The sequence below is a fragment of the Microbacterium meiriae genome, assembly GCF_040685015.1.
Classification (GTDB): domain Bacteria; phylum Actinomycetota; class Actinomycetes; order Actinomycetales; family Microbacteriaceae; genus Microbacterium; species Microbacterium meiriae.
The window spans coordinates 266,271-282,517 of sequence record NZ_JBFBHD010000002.1 but is presented as its reverse complement, the minus strand read 5'-3'; the positions used below and the strand labels follow the sequence as shown (position 1 = coordinate 282,517).

16 protein-coding genes and 1 tRNA gene are annotated in these 16,247 nt (G+C 70.2%); 7 read left to right on the top strand and 10 right to left on the bottom strand.

Annotated elements, in window-relative coordinates; all coding sequences use genetic code 11:
* The first annotated feature begins 171 nt into the window (after window positions 1-171).
* The gene (locus AB0N68_RS09845; protein WP_259952196.1) at window positions 172-711 is read left to right on the top strand and encodes a DUF5067 domain-containing protein; all 540 of its coding nucleotides are present in this window, start codon (window positions 172-174) and stop codon (window positions 709-711) included.
* Between the two features lie 87 nt (window positions 712-798).
* On the opposite strand, the gene AB0N68_RS09840 is transcribed toward AB0N68_RS09845, so the two are convergent.
* Window positions 799-3,162, bottom strand: a complete 2,364-nt coding sequence (locus tag AB0N68_RS09840; RefSeq protein ID WP_363332621.1) for a ComEC/Rec2 family competence protein — start codon at window positions 3,160-3,162, stop codon at window positions 799-801.
* Between the two features lie 256 nt (window positions 3,163-3,418).
* On the opposite strand from AB0N68_RS09840, the gene AB0N68_RS09835 reads away from it, so the two are divergent.
* Window positions 3,419-3,688 (top strand): hypothetical protein, encoded by a 270-nt coding sequence (locus tag AB0N68_RS09835; protein ID WP_259955050.1) that lies wholly within the window; start codon window positions 3,419-3,421, stop codon window positions 3,686-3,688.
* Window positions 3,689-3,961 (top strand): hypothetical protein, encoded by a 273-nt coding sequence (locus AB0N68_RS09830; RefSeq protein ID WP_268777390.1) that lies wholly within the window; start codon window positions 3,689-3,691, stop codon window positions 3,959-3,961.
* 68 nt (window positions 3,962-4,029) lie between these two features.
* Here the strand turns inward: AB0N68_RS09830 and AB0N68_RS09825 are convergent, their stop codons facing one another.
* From AB0N68_RS09825 to AB0N68_RS09810, 4 genes are all read right to left on the bottom strand, one after another.
* Window positions 4,030-4,629: a ComEA family DNA-binding protein gene (locus tag AB0N68_RS09825; protein ID WP_187661680.1), complete on the bottom strand. Its 600-nt coding sequence runs from the start codon at window positions 4,627-4,629 to the stop codon at window positions 4,030-4,032.
* Between the two features lie 95 nt (window positions 4,630-4,724).
* On the bottom strand, window positions 4,725-5,144 hold the full coding sequence (locus tag AB0N68_RS09820; RefSeq protein WP_259955052.1) for a hypothetical protein: 420 nt from the start codon (window positions 5,142-5,144) through the stop codon (window positions 4,725-4,727).
* A 9-nt stretch (window positions 5,145-5,153) separates the two neighbouring features.
* Complete coding sequence (gene leuS, locus AB0N68_RS09815; protein ID WP_259955053.1) at window positions 5,154-7,718, bottom strand: leucine--tRNA ligase; 2,565 nt, start codon at window positions 7,716-7,718, stop codon at window positions 5,154-5,156.
* Window positions 7,719-7,764: 46 nt separating this feature from the next.
* Complete coding sequence (locus tag AB0N68_RS09810) at window positions 7,765-9,087, bottom strand: anthranilate synthase component I family protein (RefSeq protein WP_259955054.1); 1,323 nt, start codon at window positions 9,085-9,087, stop codon at window positions 7,765-7,767.
* Window positions 9,088-9,128: 41 nt separating this feature from the next.
* Between AB0N68_RS09810 and AB0N68_RS09805 the strand changes: the two genes are divergently transcribed.
* Genes AB0N68_RS09805 through AB0N68_RS09795 form a run of 3 tightly spaced genes read left to right on the top strand, consistent with a single transcriptional unit; the run spans window position 9,129 to window position 11,695 of the window.
* Window positions 9,129-9,800 (top strand): DedA family protein, encoded by a 672-nt coding sequence (locus AB0N68_RS09805; protein ID WP_259955055.1) that lies wholly within the window; start codon window positions 9,129-9,131, stop codon window positions 9,798-9,800.
* 4 nt (window positions 9,801-9,804) lie between these two features.
* Window positions 9,805-10,830 (top strand): App1 family protein phosphatidate phosphatase, encoded by a 1,026-nt coding sequence (locus AB0N68_RS09800; protein WP_187661683.1) that lies wholly within the window; start codon window positions 9,805-9,807, stop codon window positions 10,828-10,830.
* 1 nt (window position 10,831) lies between these two features.
* Window positions 10,832-11,695, top strand: a complete 864-nt coding sequence (locus AB0N68_RS09795) for a 3-methyladenine DNA glycosylase (protein WP_259955058.1) — start codon at window positions 10,832-10,834, stop codon at window positions 11,693-11,695.
* 3 nt (window positions 11,696-11,698) lie between these two features.
* Here AB0N68_RS09795 and AB0N68_RS09790 read toward each other — a convergent pair whose 3' ends face one another.
* The 5 genes from AB0N68_RS09790 to AB0N68_RS09770 are packed head-to-tail and all read right to left on the bottom strand — an operon-like array spanning window position 11,699 to window position 16,038.
* Entirely contained in the window at window positions 11,699-12,922 is a 1,224-nt protein-coding gene (locus tag AB0N68_RS09790) for a glycoside hydrolase family 3 N-terminal domain-containing protein (RefSeq protein WP_292798145.1), read from the bottom strand.
* Between the two features lie 5 nt (window positions 12,923-12,927).
* Window positions 12,928-13,584, bottom strand: a complete 657-nt coding sequence (locus tag AB0N68_RS09785; protein ID WP_187661685.1) for an SDR family oxidoreductase — start codon at window positions 13,582-13,584, stop codon at window positions 12,928-12,930.
* A gap of 28 nt (window positions 13,585-13,612) precedes the next feature.
* On the bottom strand, window positions 13,613-14,140 hold the full coding sequence (locus tag AB0N68_RS09780) for a DUF3592 domain-containing protein (protein ID WP_280565552.1): 528 nt from the start codon (window positions 14,138-14,140) through the stop codon (window positions 13,613-13,615).
* Window positions 14,137-14,928 (bottom strand): hypothetical protein, encoded by a 792-nt coding sequence (locus AB0N68_RS09775; RefSeq protein ID WP_280565553.1) that lies wholly within the window; start codon window positions 14,926-14,928, stop codon window positions 14,137-14,139. Before AB0N68_RS09775 ends, AB0N68_RS09780 begins: the two co-directional genes overlap by 4 nt.
* A gap of 42 nt (window positions 14,929-14,970) precedes the next feature.
* A complete protein-coding gene (locus tag AB0N68_RS09770; RefSeq protein ID WP_280565554.1) occupies window positions 14,971-16,038 on the bottom strand; it encodes a flavin-containing monooxygenase in 1,068 nt (355 codons plus the stop codon).
* Window positions 16,039-16,173: 135 nt separating this feature from the next.
* Between AB0N68_RS09770 and AB0N68_RS09765 the strand changes: the two genes are divergently transcribed.
* Window positions 16,174-16,246, top strand: a tRNA-Ala gene (locus AB0N68_RS09765).
* Window position 16,247 lies beyond the last annotated feature (1 nt).

Genomic DNA, 16,247 nt, shown 5'->3' with positions numbered 1-16,247 from the left:
GAGACGATTCACCTCAAATGATGACGTGCTGATAACAATCGCGCCAGCCCGCTCATCTGGCGATCTCCAGCCCGTCCGTCCACCACTAGCGTGAGATTGCTGACGTCACGTCAGCAATCTCACTTACGCTTGGGGGACGCGCTGATGCGCCTGTCAAAAAACAATTCCGTCGTGCTCGCTCTGGTGACCACGGCACTCCTGCTCAGCAGCTGCTCAGCACCTGCGGCTGAGCCGAAGCCGCAGACGACCACTGCAGTGTCGAGCGATGGCACCTCGGACGAGTCGGAGACGACCACCGACGCATCGTTTGCCAACAACGTCCTCACTCTACCCGCGTACACGATCACGATCACCGACACGAAGAAGATCGCCGTCGGCCAACCAGGCAACGAGTATGGCGAGAAGCCTGTCATCGCGTTCTGGTACGAAGTCACGAACAACTCCGATGACACGATCGATCCGTCCATCGCGTGGATCGGCACCTTCACCGCGATCCAAGACAACGACCCGAACGCCGTCAACGAGCTCGGCATCGGCATGCTCCCGGACGAGCAGTTCCTCGACTCCCAGCTACAGGACATCAAGAAGGGCGGCACGGTCGCCAACGCTGTTGCCTACGAGCTGGACGACGAGACCACCCCGGTGGAGCTTGTCGCCTCTAACGACCTCGGCGTGACCGAGATTGGACGCGCAACGTTTACGCTGCAGTGACCCACTGAGCGCGGCACCGAACGGCTCCCGGCGCATGCTGGGGCCGTTCGAAGTCAAGAGCCAGGTGCGTTGCCTCGTGAATGGCACTCAGGGCGGCGCGACGTCGGTCCAGACGCGGAGGACATCGTCCTCGATGCCGAGCAGGGTGCGGCCGTCGCGGTCGGTGCGGTAGACCTGCGTCCCGAGAGCCGACAGGAGATCCAGGGTCTCCCGACGCGGGTGCCCGTAGTCGTTGTCGGCGCCGACCGTGATGAGCGCGACCCTCGGCTGCACAGCGTCGTAGAGGGCGGGTTCCTGGTCGGCGCTGCCGTGGTGGGCGACCTTCACCACGTCGTATCCCGTCAGCGGCGTGCTCCGGAGCAACGCGCGCTGCGGGGCAGCGGAGAGGTCACCCAGGAAGAGCGCTCGGGGCACTCCTCCCCCGACGAATTCGGTGACGACGCTCGCGTCGTTCCCTGGCGGGAAGGCGGCACTGTGCGGCAACGGCCAGAGCACCCGCCATGCCGCTCCGCCCAGCGCGCCCCGGTCCCCGGCGTCGACCGGCCGGAGGGCTCCGCCCGCTCGGGCCAGGCCGTCGAGCGCACGCGCATCGGCGGCATCGGCAGGTGGTCCATGCAGCACCGTGCCCACTTTGCCTTCGAGTGCCGTCGCGCCTCCGATGTGGTCCGCGTCGAAATGTGTGAGCACGAGGAGGTCGATGTGGTCGATGCTCAGCGAGCGCAGACAGGCGTCGAGCGCCGTCGGGTCCGGTCCCGTGTCGATGAGGGCCACGGCGTCCTGCGAACGCACCAGGACCGCATCGCCCTGGCCCACGTCGCACGCAGCGATCGCCCACCCGTGCGGCGTCACGAGCGAGGCGAGCGGACCGTCGATCAACGCACGGGAGGCGCCGACGGACGCGACGACGATGAGAACGCCGGCCGCCACGCGTCGAGCGGCGGGGAGCACAGCGCCGGGCGTCCAGGCCCGTCCCGCGCGAACCGACGCCGTCACGACGTCGGTTCGCGCGACTTCCCGGACGCGCGGCCCTCCGCGGCAGCACACGACGGCGATCGCGACGCTCACCAGCGTGACCACCGCAGCGCTGCCGAGGCCGGCAGGGAGGAGCACCTGAGCACCCGGGAGTCCGGCGGTGACCCGCGCGACCGTCGCGATCCACGCCGACGGCAACCAGGCAGACGCGGCGAGCAGATCCGCGACGACGGGGACAGGGGCAGCGAGACAGGCGAGGAGCCCGATCACCGTCGCGAGCGGCGCGGCCGGCTCGGCGAGGAGGTTCGCGACGACCGAGACGAGCGACTGCTGCTCCGCGAACAGCGCGATCACGGGCGCGCACGCGAGCTGCGCCGCCAGAGGCACCGCGATCGCGAGGGCGAGCGGGCGGGGCAGCCAGCGCGCGATCCCGTCCGCCAGCGCCGGGGCGAGGAGGATGAGTGCCCCGGAGGCCACGGCGGACAGCGCGAATCCCGGCGTCGATGCGAGCCAGGGATCAACGATGAGGAGGGCGGTCACGCACACGGCCAGGATTCCGGCACCTGCGCTCGGCCGCCCGACGAGGATCGACAGCATGCCCGCCGCGGCCATCGTGGCGGCCCGGATGACGCTCGGCTCCGGCGTCACGAGCACCACGAAGGCGGCCAGCGCCACGACGGCGAAAACGACCCGCAACGCCCGCGCCCCTCCGCACAACGCGACGATCCCGAAGACCGCAGCGACGACGATCGCGCAGTTCGCCCCGGATACGGCGGTGAGGTGGCTGAGGCCGCTGGTACGCATATCGGCGTCGACCGCGGCGGGCACGGCGGTGGTGTCGCCCACGGCCAGCCCGGGAAGGAGTCCCGCACCGGGTTCCGGGAGTCGGGTGGCGCGCTCGACGAACGACCGTCGCAGGTCGGCAGCGATTCCGAAGACACCCGGCGCCGCTCGCTCCACGGTTCCCACGGTGACGAAGACGACGAGCCCCGCCCGCTCCCCCGGATCCGTTCCCACACTCTCGCCGGTCACCCGCACGACCGCACCGAGGACGAACCCCTCAGCCTCCGCGATCCCGATACGCACCGGTCCGCTCGCCAGCCCCGCGGCACCCGGCGCACCGATGCCGCTCAGCTGCACGTCCATCCACAGGCGCCCGTCCCGCCCCACGGACGCCGATGACGACACCTGCCCCACCGCTTCGACGACCCTGCCGTCCCACTCCCTCACGGCGTCGCGGTCCGCAGACTGTACGAGCACGGTGAATGCCACGGCGGCCCCCGCCGCGAGGACCACGATCATCAGGCCGCTCCACGTCGCGGCTGCCGGACGCCGGAGCGCGAGCACGGCGCCGATGATCACCGCGGATGCCAGGCATCCACCCGCAAGCCACCCCGCCGTTCCCGGCACGAAAACGCAGATCAAGGCCACACCCCACGCACCGACCGCTACCGGCAGCAGGCGCAGATCACGGGTCACCCGGTTCCCCGCTCGGGCCCCGGGGACGATCGCTGCGGCTCATGCATCCGATCACCCTAGAGTCGCGCCGGTGCCCACTCCCCCCACCGCGACCGCCGCTGCACGAGCGGAGGACAACACCTCTCGAGGTCAGGACGTGGAGGAGCACTCTCCGAGGGCGGAGAGACAGTCGGCGTCGGGCGCGACCGTTCCATCAGCCTGACTGCGGCAGACAGGCGTAGCGTGGGGTTCACGACGACACCGCTATGCTTCGCGCATGACTGAATCTCTGGGGGATCCTCCGGACGAACTCCCTGTGGCCGAGCGCAAGCTCAGCCGTCGGGGATGGCTGATCACGCTCCTCGCAGTGGGGTGGCTCGCAATGACAATCGGCGCAGCATTTCTTGTCGCCGACCTCACCGGACGATGGATCCCTACCGTCTTCCTAGGACTCACGTTCGGCCTCGGTGTGTTCATCCCCGTGATGCGAGATCAAAAGCGGCGGAGACGGGAACTCTCCGATGCGGGCAGCGGTCCGGGGAAATAGATGGCTGCGCCTGACCCCGCACCGTCCCTGATCCAGCAGCGCCTCGCTCTCGGACGCTTGCGTCTGACCGCTCTCTTCATGATGATCGGCTGGGGCGCAGTCGCGGCACTCCGGGGCGTAGGCATCCATGACGTCGCCGATTTTGTCAACTGGATCGCCTTCCTCCTACCGTTGGCGCTGGCGTCGTACGGAGTGAAGCTCTGGTTCGACTACCGCCGCAAGGTGCGTGCCTTCGAGGCTGCCCACGGACCGGACGCTGGCAAGCAGCCGTAGCGCGACGCTCCTCTCTCGCCCCTGCGCACTCCGGGACAATGGCAGCGGCGCCCGAGGCGTGACGCTCGTCACACGCGTACCCCGTCGCGCAGCCCCTCCAAGACCTTCTCCCCGATCCCCGGTACCGCCAGGAGGTCGTCCACCGTGCGGAACCGACCATTCTCCTCGCGCCACGCGACGATGCGCTCGGCAAGCGCCGGCCCGATTCCCGGAAGCTCTTCCAGAGCTGCCTCATCCGCGGTGTTCAGGTCGACGGCGCCGTCACCGGGAGGCCCGGCCGAAGGGTCGGCGACGGCACCCACGACCGGCACGAGGATCTGCTCCCCGTCCTCGACCCGTCGGGCGAGGTTGACCCCCGCGAGGTCGGCGGCATCCGTCGACCCGCCGGCGGCCGCGAGAGCATCGACGACCCGGGAGTCGGTTCGCAACACGTACAGACCCGGGCGCTCGACCGCCCCGAGCACATGCACGTAGATCTCCGCGGGCGCGGACTCGACCGAAGCCGAGCTCTCCGCGAGCGGAACGGCCTCGACAGACGACGGTCGGCCCTGCAACAGCCCGAGGCCGACGGCCGTGGAAAGCGCGATGATCGCCAGCACGACCGCCGCGCCGAGCCCGAGGCGGAGCCTCCGACGGGGCGGAGGAGGTGGAGGCGGCGACGAGGTCATCCGGTCACCCTATGCGTCGCGCCCACCGCATCCCGACCCCGGATCCGGGGAACGTGGACAGGTGCTCAGACGGGACCCGCCGTGGAGGACAGCCGTCAGCCCTTCGCGCAGGACAGATTCGCGTGCACCTCGACGACCCTCTGGTCATCGGGATAGCCCGCCTCCTCCAGAGCCGTCCGCACGTCTTCCCGCACGGCCTCCAGGTAGGCGGAACCGCGGAGCCGGATCGCGGGAACCGTGTCGAGATCGGGGTCGTCATCGAGGAGGCGGTACCAGTCGTCCCACTGCCGGTCACTGACGGTCGCCTCCTGCAGAGCGTCGGCAGCGATGCGCTCGGCTTCGGCGGGCGGGTTCTCCACCGCCGGAGCCAGCCACCACCCGATCTCGCACGTCCCGCCCAGCGACGGCACCGACTCAGAGCGATCCGGCCCGCCGATCGGGGGCACGATCCCGCATCCGCTCAGAGCCAGCGCCCCGATGAGCAGGCACGCGCCCCAGGACACCCGTCCCCGCACGCCGAGGACTCAGCCCTTGACGACGATGCTGACGATCTTCGGGGCCCGCACGACGACCTTGACGATCTCGCGATCACCGATCGACCGGATGACGCGCTCATCGGCTCGTGCCAGCGCCTCGAGCTCGGCCTCGCCGATGCGTGCCGGCACCTCGAGCTGCGCGCGCACCTTGCCGCCGATCTGCACGACCGCGGTGACGGTGTCCTCGACGAGGAGCGCCGGATCGGCGGAGCGCCACGACACGAGTCCGACGGACGGCTCGTGCCCGAGGATCTCCCACATCTCCTCCGCGGTGTGCGGGGCGATGAGGTCGAGCATGACGGCGATGGTCTCCGCCGCCTCACGGACGGCGGGGTCGGCAGCACCGGCAGCGCCGTCGATCGTCTTCCGGGTCACGTTGACCAGCTCCATCAGGCGGGCGACGAGCACGTTGAACTTCGTCTGCTCGACCAGCGCGGGCGCTTCGGCGAGCAGCTTGTGCGTCGCGCGGCGCAGCGCCGCGTCGCCCCCGTCGAAGACGACGTCGACCGGGCTGGCGACCTCGTGGGCGACACGCAGGGCGCGCGACAGGAACTTCTGCGCACCGGTCATCGAGACGTCGGCCCAGTCCTTGTCGTCCTCCACCGGACCGGCGAAGGCCAGCCCGACGCGCAGGGCGTCGGCGCCGTGGGCGTCGAGCTCCTCCTGGAACAGCACCAGGTTGCCCTTGCTCTTCGACATCTTCTGCCCGTCGAGCAGGACCATGCCCTGGTTGATCAGGTTGGAGAAGGGCTCGGTGAAGTCGATCAGCCCCATGTCGAAGAGGACCTTCGTGATGAAGCGGGCGTACAGCAGATGCAGGATCGCGTGCTCGACGCCGCCGATGTACGAGTCCACCGGTGCCCAACGTGCCGCCTGGGCCGGGTCGAACGCCTGCGTGTCGCTGTTCGGGGACAGGAACCGCAGGAAGTACCAGGAGCTGTCGACGAAGGTGTCCATCGTGTCGGGGTCGCGCAGCACCGGGTCACCGGTCTCGGGATCGGTCGTGCGCACCCAGCTCTCCGCGCCGCCCAGCGGCGAGGTGCCCTTCGGCTTGAGGTCGAGGCCCTCCACGCTCGGCAGTTTCACGGGCAGTCGGTCCTCCGGCACGGGGATGATCCGGCCGTCTTCGGCGTGCAGCATGGGGATCGGGGTTCCCCAGAAACGCTGACGCGAGATCAGCCAGTCGCGCAGGCGGTAGTTCTTCGCCGCGCGACCGGTGCCGGATGCCTCCAGCTGCTCGATGGCGCGGGCGATCGCGTTGCGCTTGGACAGTCCGTTCAGCGGACCGGAGTTGATCATGCGCCCCTCGCCGGTGAGCGCGACACCGGTCTTCGCCGGGTTCTGCTCGTCGAGCGCGGCATCCGCATCGATCGGGACGCCGTCCTCGTCCACCTCGATGACCGGCATGGCACCGGTCACCGGAGCGGTGGTGTCGACGACGACCTTCACCGGCAGGTCGAACGCGCGTGCGAAGTCGAGGTCACGCTGGTCGTGCGCCGGGACCGCCATGACGGCGCCGTGCCCGTAGTCGGCCAGCACGTAGTCGGCGGCCCAGATCGGGAGCTTCTCGCCGTTGACCGGGTTGATGGCGTAGCGGCCCAGGAACACGCCCGTCTTGGGGCGGTCGGTGGACTGACGGTCGATATCGGTGGTCTTCTGCACCTCGGCCAGGTACGCCTGGAAGCGCTCGCGCACCTCCGGCTCGGCGTCGGCGGCGAGCTCCGCGGCCAGGTCGCCATCCGGGGCCACGACGAAGAACGTCGCACCGTGCAAGGTGTCGGGGCGCGTCGAGAACACCGTCACCGGCTCCTCGCGCCCCTCGATGCGGAAGTCGACGTCGGCGCCGACCGAGCGGCCGATCCAGTTGCGCTGCATCTGCAGCACCTTGTGCGGCCAGAATCCCTCGAGCTGGTTCAGGTCGTCCAGCAGACGGTCCGCGTAGTCGGTGATGCGGAAGTACCACTGCGTGAGCTTCTTCTTGACGACCTCGTAGCCGCAGCGCTCGCAGCGCCCATCGACGACCTGCTCGTTCGCCAGCACGGTCTGGTCGTTGGGGCACCAGTTCACCGGGCTCTTCTTGCGGTAGGCCAGGCCGCGCTCATACATCTTCAGGAACAGCCACTGGTTCCAGCGGTAGTACTCCGGGTCGGAGGTGTGCAGCACCCGGCTCCAGTCGAACGAGACACCGTACTGCTGGAAGCCGACCTTCTGCTGCGCGATGTTCTGGTACGTCCATTCGCGCGGATCGGCACCCTGACGGATCGCGGCGTTCTCCGCCGGCAGACCGAAGGAGTCCCATCCGATCGGGTTCAGGACGTTGTGACCGCGGTGACGCCAGAAGCGGGCGACGATGTCGGAGTAGAGGTAGTTCTCCGCGTGCCCCATGTGCAGGTCACCGGAGGGGTACGGGAACATGGCCAGCACGTAGCGCCGCGGCCGGGTGTCCTCGTCGCCGCCCGTGAGGAACGTCTCGTGCTCCGCCCAGTACTTCTGCCACTTGGCCTGGATGGCGTGCGGCGAGGAGAACTCCTCGTCGACGGGAGCGGTGGACATGTTCTCGGACAACGAACGCACGACCAATCTGAAGGAAAAAACGGGATCAGTTCAGGATATCGGAACGCCAGGTCGCGGGCATTTCCGCGCCCAGCGCCGCGAGGGGGGCCCTGGCCTTGGTGGCGACCTCACGCACCTCGGCCGCCGGCACCGAACCCCAGGTGATCCCCCCGCCCGCGCCGACGAACGCCGCATCCGCGTCAACCACGATGCTGCGGATGACCATCGCGAGATCGAGAGCCCCGTCCACGCCGATGTAGCCGAAGCAGCCGGCGTAGATGTCGCGAGGAGCGCCCTCGAGATCGTGCAGCTGCGTCATGGCCGACAGCTTCGGGGCCCCGGTCATGCTCCCGGCGGGGAACGCCGCCTCCAGCAGCACTCCGACGGTGATCCCCTCCGCGGCCGTGCCGCTGACCGTGCTCACGAGTTGATGCACGGCCGGATAGCTCTCGACTTCCCAGAGGCCTTCGACGCGGATCGACCCCGGAACGCAGACCCGGGAGAGGTCGTTGCGCATGAGATCGACGATCATGACGTTCTCGGCCCGCTCCTTCGGGTCCGCGGCGAGCTCTGCGGCGAGCGCGGCATCAGTCACGGCGTCGGTGCCCCGAGGACGAGTCCCCTTGATGGGACGGGTGCGGATGACCCCACCGCTGGCGTGAAGGAACTGTTCGGGGCTGGCGCTCAGGAGCGCACGTCCTCCGATGCGCAGGAAACCGCCATGGTGCGCCGGTGTGGCGGCCCGGAGCTGCTCGTACACGGCGACGGGGTCGTGGGTGCCTGGCACGGTGAACCGCGTCGTGAGGCAGAGCTGGTAGGCGATGCCCGCATGGATGAGGTCACGGCAGCGGCCGATGAGCTTCTCGTACGCGTCGGGGGTGTGTCGGGCCTCCGCGACCGGACGGGCCTCCGCCGCACGGACGCGACTCTCCGCACGGGGCGCGGTCAGAAGGGACTGCAGCCAGCGCTCCCCCTCGTCGTCGGTCTCGCCCTCGGGGGACAGCAGCCACAGTCGGCGCGCGCCGTGATCGAACGCGAGAGCCCTGGTCACGCGCAGCCAGGTCCGAGCGTCCGGTTCCATCTCCCCGGCGACCGGCGCCCCCGCGAGAGCCGCACCGCTCTCGTAGTCGCGCCAGCCCACCCATCCCCCGCGTAACGGCGGCATCCCCGCTTCCACGGGATCGGTGTCGAGACGTACGTCCCCGGGCAGCGGTTCCGCGACGCCAGTGCCGAGGAAGCTCCATCCCTCGACGGCGTCAGCGCCCGCATCGAGCCAGAACACGTCCGCCTCCCGCTGCGCGAGCGCCGGGAACAGACGCTCCGACGCCACCCAGGACGGCAGCGGTCGGGGGCTCAGGCGGTCGGGCACCTTTCCAGCCTAGGACCGGGCCGCTCCCGTATCCTCATGGGGTGGACGACCTCCTGCTCTGGCTCCTCGACACCGTGCAGTCGATCGATCCGGTCACGCGCACACTGGTCGCCGGTCTCGCCGTCATGCTGGAGACGAGCATCCTCATCGGCCTCATCGTCCCGGGCGACACCATCGTCATCATCGCCTCGATGGGCGTCGCCACTCCCCTGGAGGGCATCGCGATGGGGGTGGCCGTCGTCGTCGGCGCCCTGATCGGGGAGAGCATCGGGTTCTGGCTCGGCCGCTGGCTGGGCCCCTACATCCGCGCCTCCTGGCTGGGTCGACGGATCGGCGAGCACAACTGGGTCCGCGCGGAGAACTACCTCGCCCGGCGCGGCGGCATCGCCATCTTCCTCTCCCGCTTCCTCCCGGTCCTGCACTCCCTCGTCCCTCTCACAGTGGGGATGAGCGAGTACCCCTACCGGCGCTTCCTGGCCTGGACGACCCCGGCCTGCATCATCTGGGCCTCGGCGTACGTGAGCGTCACCTCCCTGGCGGCCGGGAGCTTCCGCGAGCTCGTCGACCGCGTGCACTTCGCGGGGTACCTGTTCGTCGGAGTCATCGCCCTGTTCCTCGTCCTCGCCTATCTGGGCAAGAGGCTGCTGCACCGTCTCGAAGCCCGTCATCTGGAGGCCCCGGCGACGGAGTCCGACGCCGACGTGAAAGACTGAGGCAATGGCCCCCGCACCCCCGGCGCCCAGGATCCACTGGTTCGCCCGACTCGAGCACCGTCTGCACGTGTGGCGCGAGGGACGAGCGCGCCGCCGCGGTCGCAACGCCACTGTCCTGCCCTTCCCCGGCTACGGAGGCCCCGGATGGGTGCGCGTGCTCGGCCGGGTGCTGATCGTCCCCCCGCAGCGAAACAACCGTGACGGCGAGCCGGCGAGCATCCGCGGCTGGCGCAGCTTCGTCGGCATCCCCGTGGGTTTCGCCTCGGTCAGCGTGCACCTCGGAGACGGCACTCATCAGGTCGTCGCCGACCGCGGCGGCGTGATCGACTCGGTCATCCGCGCCGAGCTGGAACCCGGCTGGCAGACCTTCACCATCACCGTCGAAGGGCAGGAGCCCATCGAGGCCCGCGCCTTCATCGTCGCGGAGAGCACGCGGTTCGGCGTCGTCTCCGACGTCGACGACACCGTCATGGTCACGGCGCTCCCTCGACCATTCATCGCCTTCTGGAACTCGTTCGTCGTCGACGAGCACGCGCGCATCCCGGTACCGGGCATGGCCGTGCTGCTCGACCAGCTCCTCCGGCAGCACCCCGGAGCGCCCATGATCTACCTCTCCACGGGTGCCTGGAACGTCGCACCCACACTCTCCCGGTTCCTCGGCCGGCATCTCTTCCCCGCCGGCTCGCTGCTGCTGACCGACTGGGGTCCCACGCACGATCGCTGGTTCCGGAGCGGGCGCGAGCACAAGCTCACCAACCTGCGCCGACTGGCCACCGAGTTCCCCGACGTGAAGTGGCTGCTCATCGGCGACGACGGACAGCATGACGAGGCCATCTACACGCAGTTCCAGGAGGAGCACCCGGATTCCGTCGCGGGTGTCGCGATCCGTCGACTGCTGCCCGCGGAGGCGGTGCTCGCCGGCGGTCGTGCCGAGATGGAGTCCCATGATGCGGACGAGGCGCCGTGGGTGAGCGCAGAGGACGGCGCGGGCCTTCGCGACCAGCTCGGCGACGCCGGCATCCTGCAGTGACATGATCCTCACGCGTGATGACTGGCTGCGGCGGGAGGACGCGCATCGGCAACGGGCCGACGCGCTGACGGCGGCGCACCGGGAGCGCGTCGCGCGCGGCGAGAAGCACCCCGTGTGGGACTTCCTCTTCACCTACTACGGCTACAAGCCCGCGCAGCTCCGCCGCTGGCACCCCGGAGCGGGCGTGGAGCTGCAGGATGCGTCCGAACGGGCGGCGTGGCGCTGGTACGTCCCCGGGAACACACCCGACGGCGTCGTGCCCGATGCGGAGCGCTTCGCGGCCGAGAAGCCCGAGCTCGCTCGACTGGTGGCCCTCATGCTGCGCCGCACCGGCTCCCGTCCCGGGCAGTTCGGCTGCTTCGGGCTGCACGAGTGGGCGATGGTCTACAACGCCGCGGAGCATCGGCACGCCGTCCCCCTTCGGCTTGGTCAGGCGGGCACGGATGCGGTGGTCGAGGCGCACGACCTCCGCTGCACGCACTTCGACGCCTTCCGGTTCTTCACCCCGGATGCGGCGCCCCGCAACCGCACGGCTTTGACGAGAGACGACCAGCCCCTGTTCGAACAGCCCGGCTGCTTGCACGCCGGCATGGATCTGTACAAGTGGGCGATGAAGCTCGGGCCGCTGATTCCCGGCGAACTGCTGCTGGACACGTTCGAGCTCGCGCGCGACATCCGGCTGCTCGACATGCAGGCGGCCCCCTACGATCTCTCGGCCTGGGACGTCGAACCGGTACGCATCGAGACCCCGGAGGGCAAGGCGGAGTACGTCCGACGCCAGCGCGGCTTCGCGGAACGCGGTGCCGCTCTCCGCTCTTCCCTCCTCGCCGCCTGGCTCGCACCCGAGGGTCGCGCCGCGGCCTGAGGGTCACCCCGCAGGGGCGCAGTCGCCGCAGACACTCCACGACGACGTCGTATCGGAAAGCTGCAGGCGCAACGCGAGCACGCGCGTCGCAGCATCCGCGAGGCGATCGGCGGGCAGAGTGCCGGCATCGACCGCCGCGGCGATTCCCGCAGCCATCTCTCCCGCCGTCCGGGCATCGGAGCCCGCGATCATCAGCACCAGATCATTGCCGGCCGCCACCGCCGCGACGCCGTTCGCGACCGGATCGGCATACGCCGGGTCCCCGGAGGAGAGCAGCATGCCGAGGTCATCCGTGACGGACACCCCGTCGAAGCCGAGCTCGCCCCGAGCGATGCGATGCCACTCGGCGGACAGCGAGGCCGGCCGCGCGTCCACCGCCGTGTAGGCGAGATGGCCGTACATCAGCAACGAAGCACCGGCTTCGATGCCGGCGGCGAACGGGAGCCCGTCCGCTTCTCGCCACGCGGCCTTCGTCATCCCCGTGCTCGGGATCGCGTGATGCGAGTCGCCCGGCGCCGCTCCGTGCCCGGGGAAGTGCTTGAGCGTCGAAGCCACGACATGCTCCTGCCCCTTCGTCGCGGCGGCGGTGCGGTCGGCGGCACTCTGCGGATCGGTGCCGAGGGCCCGCCCGAAGATGAAGGAGCCGGGGTCGGCGGGGACGTCGGCCACCGTGCCGAAGTCGACCGTGATCCCCGCCCGAGCCACGAGCGCGCCACGGGCTGCGAAGGCCGCCGCGGTCTCGGCGACCGGGCGACTCTTCAGAGTCGGCGACGCCGGGTAGGTGTCCCAGGGCAGCCGCGAGACGATGCCCCCTTCCTGGTCCACCGCGATCAGCGGGGGCAGAGCGGGATCGATCGTCAGCGCTGCCGTCAGCGCGCGGAGTTCCGACTCGGACTCCGGGATGTTGCCACCCATGAGGATGAAGCCGCCGAGCCCCGACTGCATGTAGGCGCGAAGCGCCGCGGGGTCGGTCCCGCCGATGTGACCCATCACGATGGACGAGGCCTGCTCCGCGGTGCTCATCTCCGCGACGAGGGCGGCGGCATGATCCCGCAGGCCGTCGCCGTCGGCCGCCTGCACGGTCACCACGTCTGCCGGCGGGCTGGACGGTGCCGCCGACGACGAGGCGGCGGCCCCGGCGCCCACGGCCGTGATCAGCGCGGTCAGGGCCGTCGCGGCACCGAGACCCCGCCGCATGCGGCGCCCGAACGGACGAGCCGGGTTCATCGCTCTCAGCGCGCGAGCGCCTCGACGATCGGTACCGAGGTCTCCTCGTCGCCATTGCCGAAGCGGATCGTGCGCCCGATCGTTCCGGGGTCCTCCAGGGCCGCGACGATGACAGCCGCGACGTCGGCACGGGAGACCTCGCCGCGCCCCTCGGGGTCGATGCGGATCCGCCCGGTCGGGTCGTCGAAGGTCAGCGCGCCGGGGCCGAGGATCGTCCCGTCGAGGCCCGAGGCGCGGAGGTGCTCGTCGGCAGCCCACTTCGCGTCCGCGTACGGGAAGAAGGAGTCGTCCTCCGGGACGCCGTGGTCGGCCGTGGAGCCGATCCACGACACCATGACGTACCGCCGCACGCCGGCGCGCTCCGCCGCGTCCATCGTCCGCACCGCCGCGTCCCGGTCGACCGCGTAGGTGCGCTCGGGGCTGCCGCCGCCGGCGCCCGCGGACCACACCACGGCGTCGTGCCCGCGGATGATCTCGGCGAGGGCGTCGACGTCCATGGTCTCGATGTCGGCGACGAGCGCGATGGCGCCCCCGTCTTCCACCTCGGACACATGATCGGGATTCCGGATCACGCCCGTGACCTCATGTCCTCGAGCGACGAGGAGCGGGGCGAGCAGCAGAGCGATGCGGCCGTGGCCGCCGAAGACGAGGATGCGCGACATGTCTTCACCCTACGCGCCCCCGCGGACGTCAGCCCGGCGTCTGCGAGCTGTCGATGACGAAAGCCTGCGGATGCGACGGCAGATACCGCACGACGACAGGCGCGCCGGTCGGGATCCACGCGTCGCGATCGGGGTACACGGCAGGAGTGAAGAAATCGCTCTCCAGGGTGTACTCGGTGCCGTCCGCCGCCGTGAACGTCACCCAGTCCCCGTCGACGGTGCCCGTCGTCGGGCGGCCGTTCTCGAAGATGTACGCGCGGGTCACCGGGACACCGGTCAGACTCAGGATCCCGACGATGAGAGAGCCGAGCATCACGAAGGCCAGTACGCGGAAGACCACGCGGACCACGGTGCTGCCGACGTTCCCGCGGGATCGGCTCTCCGCGGGGAGGAGCCCCTCGCGTTCGCGGACGGCGCGCAGGGACCCGCCGCGCGTCGTTCCCCGCGCGGAGATCGCGAACAGCCCGAGGATCGAGAACGCCGCGATGAAGACCATCGCATAGCCGTGCGCGGCCGGGAAGTTCACCAGCCACATCAGCGTGTCCAGGGGGTTCATCGTGCCGCCTCCTTCTCGATGGTGACGGCGACCGTGTGCGGATCCTCCCGGCGGTAGAACGCCCAGACGGGAGCCCCCACCTGCAGCCGCGAGACGGCCTGCGGGTAGACGAACACGGTGGTGTCAGCCTCCCATGGCTCCGCGCCCTCCGGGGCCACCAGCACCTTCAGCGCGAGCTCGCTCTGCCCCTCGCGACGCCGCCCGGTCGGACGGACCTCGACGACGGAGGCGGGAACCTGGGTTCCCGTCGTGCGCGCGCGGACCTGGGACGGGTCGATGAGGCCGCGGTCGATGCGCCACTGCAGCATCGCCTCACGGACGGCCGGGTCGCTGAGATCGGCGAGCTCGACCGTGTCGGGGTCCTCGAGGCTGTAGCGGACCGGGACGGGCTGTCCGACCTGCAGCGCTCCGACGTCACCGGCATCGAGCAGCATGCGCAGCTGTCCGATGAAGTCATCGCCGACGCTCGGGCTGACCCGGATGAAGAGGTCGTACTGAGGCACATCGTTCACGGTCACCCCAGTGCGGGACATCTCGACGATGGTGCCGACGCCGATCTGCACCGGCCCGCGGACCTTCTTGCGCCGCGCCAGACCCGACATCGACCCGCCGAAGGTGAGCAGCAGGCCCCAGGCGACGCCGATCACGATCGGTCCGCCCAGGCCGTCCTCACCCGCGAAGGGGAGGATCGACTCGCGCTGGTTCACCCCGAACAGGCCTTCACCCACCCACACCACGAGCCACGCGGACAGCAGCAGCCAGACGACGGTCAGGACGATGCGCAGCATGCCTCCCAGCGTATCCATAGGAGCCGCCCCTGGACGAACCGGTCAGGACGAGACCGGGGTCCCCACTCCCTCGAGGGCGCGGACGACGCCGGCCGCAGCGGCTCGCCCCGCCCGGTTCGCGCCGATGGTGCTCGCGGAGGGACCGTAGCCGACGAGCTGCACCCGGGGATCCGCCACCGCCGTCGTGCCTCGACCCCCGCGGTCGAGCTGGATCCCGCCGGCGGCACTGCGCAGGTGGAGCGGGGCGAGGTGACCGATCGCGGGTCGGAACCCCGTCGCCCACAGGATCACGTCCACGCGTTCGAACGATCCGTCGGCCCACCGCACACCGGCGGGCTCGATGCGCTGGAAGAGCGGGCGACGGTCGGCATACGCTCCGAGACGCTCCGCCTCCCGTTCCTGGGGGCGCAGCATGAGACCCGTCACACTGACCACGCTCTCCGGGGGCAGGCCGGCCGCCACACGCCTCTCGACGAGCGCGACGGCAGCAGCGCCGGCCTCCGGCGTGAAGTCGTCGTCGCGCCAGACGGGAGGGCGACGGGTGACCCACAACGTCTCCGTGAGGGGGGCGAGGGCGCCGAGGAACTGCACCGCGGACGCACCGCCGCCGACGACCAGGACCCGCTTGCCCCGGAAGTGCTCCGGCCCCGGGTAGTCCACGGTGTGGAACTGCTCCCCGAGGAACGTCTCCATCCCCGGGTAGTGAGGGACGAAGGGTTGCGTCCAGGTCCCGGTCGCGTTGACGAGGGTGCGGGTGCGCCACTCCCCCTCGTCGGCCTCCACGACGAGGACCCCGTCGTCATCGTGGACTCGACGGACGTGCACCGGCCGCAGCACCGGCAGATCATGGGCCTTCTCGTAGGCGGCGAAGTACTCCGGCACCGCGATGTTCGCCTGGCGCTCGTCCCGCGGCGGCGCGGTGTCTCCCGGGAGCTCGGCGACCCCGTGCACATCGCGCATCGTGAGGGCGTCCCACCGGTGCTGCCAGGCTCCCCCGGCCCGAGCATCGGCATCCATCACGACGTGCTCGATCCCGCGGCGACGCAGATGGAAGGACGCGGACAGCCCGGCCTGGCCGGCGCCGATCACGAGGCTGTCGAGGATGCTCACGATGGAACGAACGCCGTTGCACCGCCGGATGTTCCGCGTGTCCCGACGCGCCCGGGCGGCCCGCGCCGATTGGTGCGGATGCGGATTCGTGTAGTAGTGTTTTCACGTTGCCCGGAGCACTCCGGAGCAGCGTCTGGGCCTGTGGCGCAGCTGGTAGCGCACCTGCATGGCATGCAGGGGGTCAGGGGTTCGAGTCCCCTCAGGTCCAC

Coding starts and splice junctions, on each gene's coding strand:
- AB0N68_RS09835 (WP_259955050.1), top strand. CDS start 3,419: ATGACTGAATCTCTGGGGGATCCTCCGGACGAACTCCCTGTGGCCGAG.
- AB0N68_RS09830 (WP_268777390.1), top strand. CDS start 3,689: ATGGCTGCGCCTGACCCCGCACCGTCCCTGATCCAGCAGCGCCTCGCT.
- AB0N68_RS09825 (WP_187661680.1), bottom strand. CDS start 4,629: ATGACCTCGTCGCCGCCTCCACCTCCTCCGCCCCGTCGGAGGCTCCGC.
- leuS (WP_259955053.1), bottom strand. CDS start 7,718: ATGTCCACCGCTCCCGTCGACGAGGAGTTCTCCTCGCCGCACGCCATC.
- AB0N68_RS09800 (WP_187661683.1), top strand. CDS start 9,805: ATGGCCCCCGCACCCCCGGCGCCCAGGATCCACTGGTTCGCCCGACTC.
- AB0N68_RS09795 (WP_259955058.1), top strand. CDS start 10,832: ATGATCCTCACGCGTGATGACTGGCTGCGGCGGGAGGACGCGCATCGG.
- AB0N68_RS09790 (WP_292798145.1), bottom strand. CDS start 12,922: ATGAACCCGGCTCGTCCGTTCGGGCGCCGCATGCGGCGGGGTCTCGGT.
- AB0N68_RS09785 (WP_187661685.1), bottom strand. CDS start 13,584: ATGTCGCGCATCCTCGTCTTCGGCGGCCACGGCCGCATCGCTCTGCTG.
- AB0N68_RS09780 (WP_280565552.1), bottom strand. CDS start 14,140: ATGAACCCCCTGGACACGCTGATGTGGCTGGTGAACTTCCCGGCCGCG.
- AB0N68_RS09775 (WP_280565553.1), bottom strand. CDS start 14,928: ATGCTGCGCATCGTCCTGACCGTCGTCTGGCTGCTGCTGTCCGCGTGG.